Here is a 13265-nt window from a genome sequence, read left to right as displayed (position 1 = left end):
GCGTGCCTTTTTGCCTTCGTGCCTTCGCCCTCATTTCTTATGCGGCACGTGATAAAACCCCTTCTCGCACCCGATCACAAACCGCTCGACCGACGCCTTCAAATCCTGCCACTTCTCCCGGATCTGGTCGGCCTCGTCTTTGTCGATTCCGGGGGTTTGCTCGAGTGATTCGGTGATGGTGTCGAGCAGTTCGCTGAAGTCGCGGACCATGCCTCGGGTTTCGGTGAAGACGCGCTCGTCCAGTTCGATGCTGGCGTCCTGGTCGGGGTTGGCGACGAAGAAACCGCCGGCCTGGTGACAGAGCCAGTCGATGAGCTTGCGGTCCTTGGTGTTAACGTAAAGCTCACGGACGCGGTCGAGCGGGTTGCGGGCGCCGGAGTTGTCCGGGTCGGCGGCGTCGGCCGGGGGCTCGCACCATTTGTAGACCAGCGCCGCGGAGACGCGCATCGCCGCCGCGACGGCTTTCACACCGGGCTCATCAACCGCATCGCGAATGACCTCATAGGACTTCATGGGCTAGGATTCTAAGCGAGAACGCCCCGCGTCTACAGATGCCCGGGTTAGCCGCGACGCGAAGCGGAGCGCGGCGTCGTGGAATAAGCGTCGAAATAAACGGGTCTCTCCCGCGTCGGTAAGACTCCTCGGACGCCGATACCTTACCCCAGCGACGTTGTTTCGCCTGAGGCGTGCGGCATCCCAACCCTTAACTTCCCGGAGATTGGTCCATGTCTATCTTTACGTCGAAACTGCGAACCTGCCTGGTTGCCCTGTCGTCGCTGGTCCTGGGCGGTTCGGCGATCGCCGCCGACGCAAAGCCCGCCGCCAAGAAGCCCGCCGCCGGCGATGTGATCACGGCACCCACGCAGGCCCCGGCCAAGGACAGCCCGCTGAGCCACACCCTCAAGGACATCGAAGGTAAGGACGCGGACCTTTCCAAGCTCAAGGGCAAGGTGGTCATGTTCGTGAACGTGGCCAGCAAGTGCGGCAACACGCCGCAGTACAAGCAGCTCGAAGAGGTTTACGAGAAGTACAAGGGCAAGGGCCTGGTGATCGTGGGCATCCCCGCCAACGAGTTCGGCAAGCAGGAGCCGGGGACGAACGAGCAGATCAAGGAGTTCTGCAGCAGCAAGTACGCCGTCACGTTCCCGATGATGGGCAAGATTGTCGTCAAGGGCGAAGGCATCCACCCGCTGTACAAGCAGTTGACCAGCACGCCGGGCATGGAAGGCGACGTCTCCTGGAACTTCCAGAAGTACATCGTCGACCGCAACGGCGCGACAATCGCGCGGATCGCCCCCAAGACCAAGCCGGACGACGCCAAGGTGATTGACGTCCTCGAGAAGGCGCTCGCGGCCGAGCCGGCGAAGTAAGTACTGCAGGCCATTGCCAAAGCGACATCGAGCCTGGAACGCGCGACTGAGCGTGTTCCAGGCTCTTTGCTTTGCAACGACGGAGGACGCGAAAAATCGTCTGACGGCTGAACTAGGTCCGCCACTTCAGATCGAACACCTCGCCGTCGGCGGGGTTCCTGGGGCCTACGCAGCGCAGGGTGAGCTTTGCGCCGCTATCGGTGAATATGCCGTCCACCCAGCCTGATGGATCGGTCGCTTTGAAGGGGTACGCCACCGGGGGCAGATTGACCAGGTGCATGCCTTCGATGCTGGTCTTGACCCACTTGTGCGTGTGGCCGAACACGAGCGCCTTGACCTGCTTTCGCGGGAGAAGCACTTTCATCAACTCGTCGGTGTCTTTGATTCCCGCCACTTTCGAATTGGCCGGGTCGGTCGGGTTGTGATGGACGACGACGACGCAGGGACGGTCGGCCCGTGCGTCCAGTGCCTTGGCGAGCCATGCACGCTGAACGTCGCCGATCAGGCCGGGCGTCTTGTTCACGAATTCAAGAGAGTCGAGCAGGATCAGGTCGGCGTGTTTCGATTTCAGAATCGACAGGTGCTTGCCTTCGACGGCCTTGTTCGCGTCTTCGGGGGGAAGCGCTTTCCAGAAGTTGTCGCGGTCGTCGTGATTGCCGAGCAGCAGGTGGACAGGGATGCCTGCTTCGCGGATCGGCTTGAGCCCGTTGGTGATGGTTACGTAGTCGCCGGGAAGGCCGGCGTTCAACGCCAAGTCGCCGTTGATCAGCATCGCCCCGGGGAGCGCGGGCATCGCGAGCATGCTCGCACGGGCGGCCTCGAAGTGTTCCAACATGCAGACCTGCCGGCTGATGGCCTTGGCGTCGGCGGCGAGGTGTGTATCGGAAAACAGTGCGACTCGGGTCGGATCGACCGGCTTACCGTCGGCCCGCAGATCACCAATGAACGCGCCGCCGGCCAGCGCGGCCAGCGAAGCACCCAGGAATTGTCGTCGAGAGATTGGCGGCAGCTGAATCGGCATCGTTTTCTCCGGCAGAGGTGTTTCTGAGTTAGTCGCGCCGGCCTCGCTTGGCAAGCGGAGCGCGTCGCTTGACGGGCGCAGCCTCGCGAATCAGGCCCATGGGTGTTCGGCTTTAACACGAAGGCACGAAGCACAGGAAGAAGCGTCGATGTAGGGTGAACCGACCGTCGTGTTTACTGGTCTTTTTCTTCGTGTGCTTCGAGCCTTCGTGCCCTTCGTGTTGAAACTGGGCAACATTGGGCTTGATACGCCCGGCACCAAAGCGACCCGCGCTCGGATTCGAAAGGGTCTTCCGAAAGACTACCGGCTGTCCGAGTACAACGCCAAAAGGATTTTGCCGATGGCGGGGTCCGGAACATCAAACAGAAAGAGACGCCTTGACGCAGTCGGCCATTCGTCGTTGCAATGCTCCCGTGGCACAGGCTTCGGGTGTGTGTCCGAAGTCGCAGGCTGTAAGCCCGTGCTGCGGACGAGCGAATGAACGTTTCCCTCGAATACAACTTCCGTTCCGCAGTCGTGCCGACCGCCTCGGGGCAAACGCTGGCGTTCGCGCCGAACCTGGCCCGCGAGCCGGTCGCGTTTGACGCGCCGCTGCGCCAGCCCGTCCGCTTTCGCGAAGCGATCAGCGCCCTGCACGATGTCGTCATCTCCGACCTGCGTTTCAAGAAGAAGGACAAATCGGGGTACATCGCCTGGAAGAAGAACCAGCAGGAACTCGCCGCACGCGCTCGACACCAGAACGTCTCGGCGGTCTATGAGCGCCTCAAGCAGGCGCAGAACCAGCCACTGCCCGACGCTCTGGCGGAACAGTTTGACGCCTCCCGCAAGAAATACTGGAACGCCCGCAACGCCTACGACCGCCATCTCCGCCAGGCCGATCCGGAGCTTTGGCGCAAGCTCGTGCCGTATGACCCCGTCATTACCGTCGCCCCCGATGTCTGCCTCTTTGAATGCTTCAGCGGCGACGAGAGCAGCTACGGCTGCCTGAGCGTCGATCGCGAAGCCGCCTTCGGCCGATCGGACGAGATCCAGTTCGGCACGACCAACGTCGATTATTCGTGGGACCTCTACCACCACTTCCAGACCCTGCGGAGCTACCGCGAAACGCGCTTCCGCCTCGATCCGCATGGCTTCGAATCGACCACCGCCGGCGGCGGCGGCGAGCACCGCGAAGAGAAGATCGACCTGCCGACGAGCTGGCTCCGCGGCTTCATGCAGTTGCAGGTCGCGATGGGCCTGCCGGCGACGCGTATCACCCTCGGCCGCGAGGCCGTCTACGCCTTGCTTGCCTGGCACAAACGTCACCGGGCTGCCACCAGCCCGCGGGCGCTGCGGTTCGAATTGATCCCCGGCTTCGCCCCGCGGCTGGTGCTGGAGCCGTGGGAACAGAAGATCGAAACCTATGGCCCTGTGTATGACGGTCCGCCCGTCGCGCCGATCCGCGTCTGGGGCGTCCGCCGACTGCTGATGATGGCCCGGCTGCTGCCGCTGGTCGATCGGTTCACGGTCCACCTGCTGGGCAACGGTCTGCCGCACTTCTGGGTCGCCGAGATGGGCGACATGCGCCTCACGCTCGGCTTCTCCGGCTGGACCGCCAACGACTGGACGCGGGCCAGCGCACTGGAGATGCTTCAGTCGTCCGGCGTCGCCACACAGCATCTGGTGGGCATGACGGCCGAGTATCTGCGGCAGTCGCGCTCGGCAACGCTGGCGGAGATCGAGCGAGGCGTCGACCGCGCAGGACCGCCGCTGCGGGCCGCGCTGTCGAAGCTCGCCAACGCCGGGCAGGTGATCTACGACCTGCACGCCGGCGTGTACCGCTGGCGGCAGATCATGCCCAAGCCGCTGGGCGAGGCCGAGGTCGGGCCCGAGCCGGACGAGATGCGCGGCCTGCGGGAAGTGCTGGCCTCGGGCAGGACGAAGATCGACTCGCGAACGGAAATTCCGGGCGTCGGCGTGCTGTTGCAGGGACACGACGTCGAGGTGCTGGTCGACTTCGACGGCCGCGTGAAACGCGGCAAGTGTCTCTGTGGCTGGTTTCGCAGGTATGGCCTCAAGAACGGCCCCTGCCGGCACATGATGGCGTTAAGGTATCTCGACCCACAGCGGCTCGGCGGCGCGATTGGCGCGCCGCCGCTGCGTTGACGGGTCGCACAATTGTCCCTGGTCCGGCCGGCCGAGACCTTTTCTGCGGCGTTCCGCCGTGGTCGCGGTCGGCTACCCATGCAACCCCAGACCCGTTGCTCGTTTCGGCAATCGACGCCACCGTCGGCGGACCGAAACAAGCGCGAGGCTTTCCCGCCGACGGTGGCGTCGATTGCCTTGAGTGAACGGCCCTGGTCCCAGGCGTGAAGTCGGCCGGCCGGCCAGGACATTTTTGATTGAGCCGCCGAGAGCACGAAGGCGCGAAGTCACGAAGGCCACACGAAGGAAAGAGCGAACTATCCGCCTTCGTGCTCTCTTCGGTCACAGGAGGAATGCCATGAGGTCCACCATCGGGTTCGCTGTCGCCTTGCTCTTGTTCTTCGCGCCCGCCGCGCAGGCACAGACGCCCGCCAAGCCGAACGTCATTGTCTTCCTGATCGACGACATGGGCTGGCGCGACGTCGGCTGCTACGGCAGCAAGTACTACGAGACGCCGGCGATCGACAAGCTGGCCTCGCAAGGCATGCGGTTTACGCAGGCCTACGCGGCGTGCTGTGTCTGTTCGCCGACGCGCGCGGCCCTGCTCACCGGCAAGTCGCCGGCCCGGCTCGGCATCACCGACTGGATTCCCGGCCAGCGTCCCAAGGGCAAGCCGCTGAATGGGGCCGACATCCACAACGAACTGGCGCTTTCGGAAGTCACCATCGCCGAGGCGCTCAAAGCCGACGGCTATGTGACGGCGTCGATCGGCAAGTGGCACCTCGGCGGGCCGGAGTTCTATCCCGAAAAGAACGGCTTCGACGTCAACATCGCCGGCACCCACAAGGGGCAGCCGCCGAGCTACTTCGCGCCTTACAAGATCGACACCCTTCCCGAAGGCCCCAAAGGCGAATACCTGACCGACCGGCTGACGACCGAAGCCGAGACGTTCATCGACACGAACAAGGACAAGCCGTTCTTCCTCTACTTCCCTCATTTTTCGGTGCACACGCCGATCCAGGCGAAGAAGGACCTTGAGGGCAAGTACGCCGCCAAGACCACCGTCGACGGCCAGAACAACCCGGCGTACGCGGCGATGGTGGACAGCACCGACCAATCCGTCGGCCGGGTGATGAAGAAGCTCGACGACCTGAAGCTGGCCGAGAAGACGATCGTCATCTTCACCTCCGACAACGGCGGCCTGTCGATGCGAAATGCCAAAGGTTTGGGCCCGACGAACAACGAACCCCTTCGCGGCGGCAAGGGTTCGCCTTGGGAAGGCGGCACACGCGTGCCGCTGATCGTCCGCTGGACCGGCGTCATCAAGCCCGGCGTCACCGACGCTACGCCCGTGATCAGCTACGACTTCTTCAACACGCTGCTCGACCTGACCGGCTCAAAATCCCCCAAAGCCGCCAGCGGCGACGGCGAGAGTTTCGCGGCAGTGCTGAAGCAGTCCGGCAAGCTCGCCCGCGACACGATCTACTGGCATTACCCCCACTATCACCCCGGCGGCGCGACGCCGAACTCCAGCCTGCGGCAAGGGGACTGGAAGCTGGTCCGTTTCTACGAAGACGGCCATCGTGAGCTCTACAACCTCAAGGACGACCCTTACGAGAAAAACGATCTGGCCAAAGCGAACCCCGAGCAGACCGCGAAACTTGATGCGGTGCTGTCAGCGTATCTCAAGGAGACAGGCGCGAAGATGCCGACGGCTAACCCCCAGTTCGACCCCAAGGCGGCGCAAGGTCAGTAGATACGTTCTCAGGCGGTGGTGTCGGAAAGACGGGAAGAGAACCTTCTTCAGGACCTGCGTTCACTCGCCGCCGGCAGCCCGGCGGACGTACGCAACGGCCTCCCGCCAGTGCGTGGTGGTTTGCGTCATCTCATACTGAAGGATGTCGGCGAGCGAGACGAAGTCTCGTCCTTCGAGAGATGCCTTGATCTGCCGGAGCTGGTCGGTGAAGTCCACGAGCAGATCACCGAGCGATCGGCCGCCCACTTCGATTTTCTCCACGTCGATGCGAAGAAGCTGCGTCGTCTTCTGGATCGATTCCCTGGCGGCATTCCAGATGGTGAAGCAACCGCTGAGACGCTCCATCGCCGCCGCGGGATTGTTCTGCTGAAGCAGGTCAACCGCCTCGTCTTTCAGTCGGTCGCCGTCTTCCAACTGGGCATCGACCTCACCGAGAACTTCGAGCGCGATTTCCTGTGGTTCGGCGGTTTCAATGAACAAGGTGTGTCCGTCCAGCGGCGCGGCACGGATCTGCCCCAAGCGGCCGAGATCCGGCTTCTGCCCGTCGATCAGCAGGTTGATCACCAGGCGGTTGTCGCGCTGCAGATGCGAGAGGACATGGCCAATGGTCGTCAGTCCCAGGGATTCGGCGGCAAGACTCTCATGATCCACGGTGACTGACATAACATCGCTCCGGGCACGGGAAAACAGCACGATTCGAGAGGCATCATCGGCCGAAGCGGTCGGGAAGCTTGATTGCGTCCGATAAAAAGTGCGTGCTCGCCGGACTGTCAGAAGATCAATTCTGGAAACTTGCGGCCCCAAAAGAAGCCGGGATTGCGGAGTGTTCGCTCCGCAATCCCGGGTTTTGAACGTCAGACAAGTATCGGCCGCCGGTTACAGGTCGGTGACGGTCTCGTTGTTGGCCAGGTCGACGATATCAAGGACGCCGCCGCCCGTGCGATTCACCAGGAACCAGTCGCGGCCCCTGCCGCCGTAGACCTTATCCACCACGCCATCGTCGAAGACGGTGACGCCCGGCTTCAGCAGTATGGTGCCGTTGAGGCCGCCGGTCGTGACGCCGGTCAGACGGCTGATCTTGGTTTCGTAGGACTGCGAACCCATCCACTCGTTGAGCAGCTTGGTCACGGCGCGGATGTCGTCGTCGGTGCCGGCGTCGAAGCTGGTTCGCCCGGCGACCATGATGTCGTCACAGTTGCCGCCATAAAGCGTATCGGCGCCCAGCCCGCCGATGAGCAGGTCCTTGCCGTTGCCAGCGTCGAGGTAATCGTCGCCGGCACCGCCGTCCATGATGCCATTGGTGTTGCCGGAAATGAGCCTGTCGTTTCCGTCGCCGCCGTAGAAGACGATCGGCGTCGAAGCGCAGTAGCTCATGCTGATGCAGTCGTTGCCACCGATGGAACGGGCAATGATGCGGCAGAAGTTGTTGAATGAGCCGAGGGATTGGCCGTTCATGTAGACGATCGTCGAGTACCGCGACTGCGAGAAGCTGATGTTGTCGTTGCCGTTGGTGCCGTAGACGAACAGGGCGTTGACTGAAGGGTTGGACGGATCGGGGCGCAGCTGGGCACCGGAGACCCCGGTCTCGGTGGTCGTCGGCGTGCTGCTGGCACCGTCCTTGTCGACCGCTGTCACGCTGACCGTGAACGGGCCGATGAGGGCATAAGCGTGGGCGACGTTGATGCCGCTGCCGTTGTTGGCACTCGCGAGCACGGTCTGGACGGGGGTGCCATCACCCCAGTCGATCAGGAACTTGAAGCCCGCGGCACGGTCGGCGAGCGAGGCATCGGTCGCGGTCAGCGACAGGACGACCGGCGTCGACAACGAGCCGCTCGTCGCGCTCGCGCCAGCCGTGGGGGCGACGTTGTTGACGGTGATGGTGGTGTCGGAGGTGACAACATTCTCGCCGTCGCTGACCGTCAGGCGGACCGCCTTGGTGGTCGGGCCGTCGCCCAACCCCAGCGTTGCCAGTGCCGCTGCGGAGAGGGTCGGGTTGGCGCCGGTCGCATCAATCACGAGGTCGCCGTTGAGATCCCACAAGTAGTTCAGCGACCCGGGGGTCTCCAGATCGGTCGCCGCCGCCAGGAGGGTGACGCCGGCACCTTCGGAGATCGAATATGCGCCGCCATCGGAGGTGATCGTGGGCGCGGTATTCACGACGAGCACGGATGCGGTGACGGGCAGGCTGGTGCCGCCGTCCTTGTCGGTCGCCGTCACGGAAGCGGTGAAGGTGCCGCTCAGGTTGTATTGATGGCTGGCATTGGTGCCGCTGCCGTTGCCGCCGCTGGCGGCGATCGTCTCGAGGGGTGAGCCGTCGCCCCAGTCGATCTGGAACGTAAACCCGGCCAGGTTGTCCGCCGCCGCCGCGTCAGAAGCGGTCAGGGAAAGTCCGGCGGGGGCGATGATGGTGCCAGGCGTCGCGGTCGCGCCGGCAGTCGGGGCGACGTTGTTCACGGCAAGCGTCGTGGTTGACGTGACCGTGTTCTGCCCGTCGCTCACCTTGAGGGTGACGGCTTTGTTCGTCGGACCGTCGCCGAGGCCCAGCGTCGCAAGGGCTGCCGCCGACAGCGTGGGATTGGCACCGGTTGCGTCGGTGACGTCGTCGCCGTTGATGTCCCAGGCATAGGTCAGGGACCCCGGTGTTTCGGCGTCGTTGGCCGAGGCCAGGAGCGTGATGCCGTCGCCTTCAGAGATCGAGTAGGGGCCGCCGTTGTTGCTGACGGTCGGCGCTTCATTGGCGACCGTGACGGTGGTTGATGCCACGTCGCTGAGGCCGCCGTCTTTGTCGGTGGCCAGCGCGGTCACGGTGTAAGTGCCGCCCAGGGCATACTGGTGGGTCGCGTTGGTTCCGCTGCCGTTGTTGGCCGATGCGGCGATCAGTTCGGGATCGGTGCCGTCACCCCAATCGACGAGGAAGGTAAACCCGGCGGCCTGATCGGCGGCCGAGGGATCGGTCGCGGTCAACGTTGCGCCGGCCGGGGCAACCACCGAGCCGGCGGTTGATGTCACACCCGCCGTCGGCTTGGCATTGCCAATGGTCAGCGTCGTGGTGGCGGTCGAGTCCTTCTGGCCGTCGCTGACGGTGAGGGTCACCGTCTTGACCAGCGGACCATCGCCCAGACCCAGGGCGGCGAGTGCCGATGCCGAAAGCGTGGGGTTGGCCCCGGTGACATCGGTAACGCTGTCGCCGTTGAGGTCCCACGCGTACGTGAGCGAGCCGGGAGTCTCAACGTCGGTCGCAGTCGCCGACAGAGTGACGCCGGAACCTTCGGAGATCGAGTACGGTCCGCCGGTAGTGGTGATCGTGGGTGCCGTCTGGGTCGAGACGAAGGCGGGCGTCAGATCGTTCGGGCCGAGGATCGTCCCGTCGGCGGTCTGGAGGAAGTCCTGGGTGTTGTTCGAGAAGGTGTTCTGGACGGCCGCGAAGATCTGATAGTCCATCACCGCATTGGCCGGAACGGTGGTCTTGACGTCGAAGAAGAACGCGTGCGTATCAACGCCGCTGACGCCACCCTCGTCCTGGATGTTATAGCCCGACGGCGGAGCAATCTGGCCTGCAGTGCCGGTGAGCTTGTAGCTGACCTGGGCATACCCGGTTTCGGTCCCCCACGGAGTGGTAAGAAAGCTGGTCAGCGGCTGCAGCATCTTCTTGTAGGTGTAGCAGCTGTCGTTGTGCCTGTGCCGGGAGTTGCGACGGCGATCATCGTCGTCGTCATGCCCGCAGCACTTGGTTTTGACGGAGACTTCTACGACGGCCTTAAAGTACGAATTGTTGTAGCCCGGTCCGGGGATCGCGCCCGAAAGGTGAACCAGCGCCGGGTTGTACTGCACGCTGGTGGAACCGGCGATCGGCTCGTCCGGGTCGGAGATCAATTGCTGCTTCTTGATCGCGGTGTTCGTGGAGAGCGTACCGCTGTAGCCCGATCCGCCGGCTGTCTTCGCCAGCGCATACAGAACGCGATCTTCCAGCGGTTCGATGCTGCAGATGCTGGCGGGTGTGGGGGCAGAACTGGAACCACGACGACGAATCTTACCGAACACAATCGCTCCTTTTTCAACACGACGACACGGGCCGTACCAACCAGCGTGTCACCACGCAGGGGAAGCGACGAAGTGCTTCGGCAGCCCTGATTGCCGTTCTGTTGTCTATCAAACTTAATGTGCTGATCGAAATATTGCCACGAAAAATTATGTAGATGGAACTACCGGGGTTGAGGAATCCTCATTCCCCATAGTGACTGATGCAGAAGCGCGAAACGAGTGCTTACGCGAAAGTCGAGAACTATGGACATTATGTCTGCGACCCCAATAGATAATGACTAGACCGGGGGTTTCGGCTTAAAGCCAATACGAAAGAAAGCCCGCTCAAGAATCACTTGAGCAGGCTTTTGCGTTGGATACGGATGGATAGCCGTGGCCGACTTACAGCAGCCAGTTCTTGCCGGTACCGCCGTCGAGTACATCGACCTCGGCGTCGTTGAAGTAGGTCGCCGGGCCCAGCGTGTTGGCAGTTGCTCGAAGCACATAAGCGCCGTTCACGCCAGTGTTGGTTTGACCGGTGATGTTCGACTGCCGAGACGCCAGCGTGCTGCCGCTGGTCCACTCCTTCATGATCTGGGTCCAGGCGATGATGTCGGTGTTGCCGCTGCCGGCGTCGTACACCGAACGCTCGCTGATAAGGAGGTCATCGCCGGCGCCCGCCGACAGAGAATCCTTACCGGCCCCGCCGGCGAGCAGATCCTTGGAGTTGCCCGCGATCAGGGTGTCTTTGCCTGCACCGCCAATGAGGATGCTCTGGTAGTTGCCGGCATTGATCGTGTCGTCGCCGTCGCCGCCGAAGATCAGCACCTCGCTCGCCGAGGTGTAGTTGAGCTGAATGTTGTCGTTGCCGCCAATGCCACGGACGATCAACCGGTCGAATCCGGTGAATGAACCGAGGGCAAAGGTATTGGTCGACGTGCTGACGTTAACACCGGTGTTGTTTCCCGACTTCGAGAAGGTGATCAGGTCGTTGAACTTGGTTCCCTTGACGAACAGGGCATTCTTCCCGGGGTTGGCCGGGTCGGCACCGATGCTGGCGGTGGGCGTTGCATCGGGATCGGTGACGGTGACCGTTGCGGTCGCCACGTCGGTTCCGCCGTCGTCATCCGTCGCGACCACCTTGACGGTGAAAACGCCGTCCGTTGCCGGGTTAAAGGTGAATGTGGACGTCGTCACGCCGGTGAGGACGGAGTTCACGCTCCAGGCGTAGGTGTGCGTGTCGGCCGCACAAGGATCGGTGATCGTGGTCGAGAAGGCGACGGACGCGCCCAGAAGAATGGCCGCCGTTGTTGGCGTCAGGGTGACATCCGGATTGACGTTATTGACCAGGATGGTTGTCGCGGACGACACCGTGTTCTGGCCGTCGCTGACGGTCAGCGTCACGTTCTTCGTGGTCGGGCCATCGCCAAGACCCAGGCCGATCAGCGCGCTGGCCGAGAGGGTGGGATTGGCACCCGTGGCGTCGACGACGCTGTCGCCGTTGATGTCCCACGCATAGGTGAGCGTGGTGGGGGTTTCGGCGTCAGTCGCGACGCCCAAAAGCGTCACGCCCGAGCCTTCGCTGATCGAGTACGGGCCGCCGTTGGAGACAATGACCGGCGGTGTGTTGATCACCAGCACGGAGGTCGATGCCAATGCGCTGGTGCCGCCGTCCTTATCAGTGGCAAGTGCGGTGACCGTGTAGGTTCCGCCCAGGGCGTACTGATGGGTGAGGTTGGTTCCTGCGCCGTTCCCGGCAGAGGCTTCGACAACCTCAAGAGGCGAGCCGTCACCCCAATCCACCAGGAAGTCAAACCCGGCGGCATCGTCTGCATCAGAAGGATCGTTTGAAGTCAGGTTCAGCGCAACGGGCACCACCACAGAACCGGTGGTCGCCGACACACCGGCGGTCGGAGCGACGTTGGTGATCGAAAGCGTCGCCTGGGCGGTATCGCTCTTGGGTCCGTCGCTGACGGTTAACCGCACGGTTGCCGTGCCCGCGCCATCGCCGATACCCAGCGCATTGAGTTGTGCCGAGGTGAGGGTGGCGGTTGCGCCGGTGGCGTCGACGACATTGTCGCCGTTGACATCCCAGAAGTAAGTCAGGCTGGAGGCGGGGGAGTCCTTGTCGGTGGCGAACGCCGACAGGGTGAGGCTGTTGCCCTCGGCGATGGTGGACGGAACCGTAATGGTCTGGATTTCCGGCTTGAAGTCGCTGCGGACAGTCGCGTCCTGGATGTCGTCCGGTCCGAGCGTCGCGCCGGTTGCATCCGTAATTCCGTCTTCGACATTCCCGCTGTGGACGCCAGCCCGTTCGGCGTAGACTCGGTACGCAAATGGCTCGGCATTGCTCACACCGGGCTTAAGAGTGAAGAAGAAGGAGTGCGTGTCCACCCCGGCTTCGTCGCCGTACTCTTCGATGAGTTCGTAGCCGGGGGCCGCTGACATATCGCCGGGCGTGCCCTGAAGTTTGTAGATGACCTGCGCGTAGCCGGTCTCGACGCCGAGCTTGGGATCGTTGCGGAAGGACGAAAAAGGATGCAACGCCGTCTTGCCGTTCTTGAGCCGAAGCTCCACCAATCCAATAAACCCTTGGTTGTCGTATCCGGGCCCTGGGATGATATCGGCGAGGGTCACCTTGCTGGCGTCATAAAGCAGGCTTGTGGACCCCTTGGTTGGTGCCGGCGGGTCGCAGATCAATTGCTGCTTTCGGATGGACAAGTTGCTCGAAAGCGTCCCGCTGAGGCTGCCCGTCCCCGCAAGGGCAAAAAGCACACGATCTTCCAGCGTTTCGCAGATAACATGAGCGGCGACAGAAGGACTAGCCTTCTTCGAGGTCCGAGAGGGGATCATTCGTCTGGCTCCTGAGTGGGTGTAAAGCAAGTTACGCTAATTCAGCCGCTAATCCAGTAGAATTTTGCGAATTTTGAGCGTTGCATCTCGCTCAGATTCACACCGGTGTTGAGAATGTAGG

The 13265-nt window shown here is 62.8% G+C and carries 8 protein-coding genes; 3 read left to right on the top strand and 5 right to left on the bottom strand.

Annotated elements, in window-relative coordinates:
* Nucleotides 1–30: 30 nt before the first annotated feature.
* A complete protein-coding gene (locus IPV69_RS12805; protein ID WP_206295506.1) occupies nt 31–513 on the bottom strand; it encodes a phage regulatory CII family protein in 483 nt (160 codons plus the stop codon).
* Nucleotides 514–725: 212 nt separating this feature from the next.
* On the opposite strand from IPV69_RS12805, the gene IPV69_RS12800 reads away from it, so the two are divergent.
* Nucleotides 726–1370 (top strand): glutathione peroxidase, encoded by a 645-nt coding sequence (locus IPV69_RS12800; RefSeq protein WP_206295505.1) that lies wholly within the window; start codon nt 726–728, stop codon nt 1368–1370.
* 112 nt (nt 1371–1482) lie between these two features.
* Here IPV69_RS12800 and IPV69_RS12795 read toward each other — a convergent pair whose 3' ends face one another.
* Nucleotides 1483–2391, bottom strand: a complete 909-nt coding sequence (locus tag IPV69_RS12795) for a metallophosphoesterase (protein WP_206295504.1) — start codon at nt 2389–2391, stop codon at nt 1483–1485.
* A 477-nt stretch (nt 2392–2868) separates the two neighbouring features.
* On the opposite strand from IPV69_RS12795, the gene IPV69_RS12790 reads away from it, so the two are divergent.
* Complete coding sequence (locus IPV69_RS12790; protein WP_206295503.1) at nt 2869–4536, top strand: hypothetical protein; 1668 nt, start codon at nt 2869–2871, stop codon at nt 4534–4536.
* Between the two features lie 337 nt (nt 4537–4873).
* Complete coding sequence (locus IPV69_RS12785; RefSeq protein ID WP_206295502.1) at nt 4874–6271, top strand: sulfatase; 1398 nt, start codon at nt 4874–4876, stop codon at nt 6269–6271.
* Between the two features lie 60 nt (nt 6272–6331).
* On the opposite strand, the gene IPV69_RS12780 is transcribed toward IPV69_RS12785, so the two are convergent.
* From IPV69_RS12780 to IPV69_RS12770, 3 genes are all read right to left on the bottom strand, one after another.
* Nucleotides 6332–6934 carry a hypothetical protein gene (locus tag IPV69_RS12780; RefSeq protein WP_206295501.1) on the bottom strand — a complete coding sequence of 201 codons (603 nt, stop codon included), beginning with the start codon at nt 6932–6934 and terminating at the stop codon, nt 6332–6334.
* A gap of 213 nt (nt 6935–7147) precedes the next feature.
* Complete coding sequence (locus IPV69_RS12775) at nt 7148–10312, bottom strand: PKD domain-containing protein (protein ID WP_206295500.1); 3165 nt, start codon at nt 10310–10312, stop codon at nt 7148–7150.
* 381 nt (nt 10313–10693) lie between these two features.
* Nucleotides 10694–13066, bottom strand: coding sequence for a PKD domain-containing protein (locus IPV69_RS12770; RefSeq protein ID WP_206295499.1), 2373 nt, complete (start codon nt 13064–13066; stop codon nt 10694–10696).
* Nucleotides 13067–13265 lie beyond the last annotated feature (199 nt).

The sequence above is a fragment of the Humisphaera borealis genome (assembly GCF_015169395.1).
Taxonomy (GTDB): Bacteria; Planctomycetota; Phycisphaerae; order Tepidisphaerales; family Tepidisphaeraceae; genus Humisphaera; species Humisphaera borealis.
This window is presented reverse-complemented; position numbering and strand designations above follow the sequence as displayed.